Genomic DNA, 1,137 nt, shown 5'->3' on the forward strand with positions numbered 1-1,137 from the left:
AGCCGCTACCGTAACATCGGTATCGTCGCTCACGTGGAAGCAGGTAAAACCACCACCACCGAGCGCGTGCTGTTTTACACCGGCAAAATTCACAAAATGGGCGAGGTGCCTGTTGGCGCCGCGACCACAGACTGGATGGTTCAGGAGCAGGAGCGTGGTATTACCATTACTTCTGCTGCCATTACCGCCTTCTGGAAAGGTTCCGAGAAGCAGTACTCTCACGAGCACCGTTTCAACGTAATCGATACCCCGGGCCACGTTGACTTCACCATTGAAGTTGAGCGTTCCCTGCGCGTACTCGACGGCGCTGTCGTTGTGTTCTGCGGTACTTCGGGTGTTGAGCCGCAGTCGGAAACCGTATGGCGTCAAGCCAACAAATACGGCGTTCCGCGTCTTGTTTACGTAAACAAGATGGACCGTGCCGGCGCCAACTTCCTGCGCGTGATCGGTCAGATCAAGCAGCGTCTGGGTCACACTCCGGTGCCAATCCAGTTGGCCATCGGTTCCGAAGACAACTTCCAGGGTCAGATCGATCTGATCAACATGCAAGCTGTCTACTGGAACGACTCCGACAAAGGTATGGTCCCTGTTCGCAAGGACATTCCTGCCGAGCTGCAAGAGCTGGCTGAAGAGTGGCGCAACAACATGGTTGAAGCTGCCGCCGAAGCCAACGAAGAGCTGATGAACAAGTACCTGGAAGGCGAAGAGCTGTCGATCGAAGAGATCAAGGCTGCTTTGCGTCAGCGTACTATTGCCGGCGAAATCGTTCTGGCCGTTTGCGGTTCTTCGTTCAAGAACAAGGGCGTGCCCCTGGTTCTCGACGCCGTTATCGACTACCTGCCAGCTCCGACCGACATTCCTGCTATCAAGGGTTCCAACCCTGATAACGAGGAAGAAGAGATGGAGCGTCATGCAGACGACAATGAGCCTTTCGCGGCTCTGGCGTTCAAGATCGCTACCGACCCATTCGTGGGTACTCTGACCTTCGTCCGTGTTTACTCGGGCGTGTTGAACTCCGGCGACGGCGTGATCAACTCGGTCAAAGGCAAGAAAGAGCGCGTGGGTCGTATGGTGCAAATGCACGCAAACGCCCGTGAAGAGATCAAGGAAGTGCGCGCTGGTGACATCGCGGCCCTG

1 protein-coding gene is annotated in these 1,137 nt (G+C 55.9%); it reads left to right on the forward strand.

Annotated features, from left to right (window positions below; translation table 11 throughout):
- On the forward strand, positions 1 to 1,137 hold a 1,137-nt coding region (locus tag ACIGDJ_RS28330), incomplete at both ends, for an elongation factor G (protein WP_397504728.1).

Origin of the sequence: Pseudomonas sp. NPDC079367 (genome assembly GCF_044542195.1) — a bacterium.
Taxonomy (GTDB): Bacteria; Pseudomonadota; Gammaproteobacteria; order Pseudomonadales; family Pseudomonadaceae; genus Aquipseudomonas.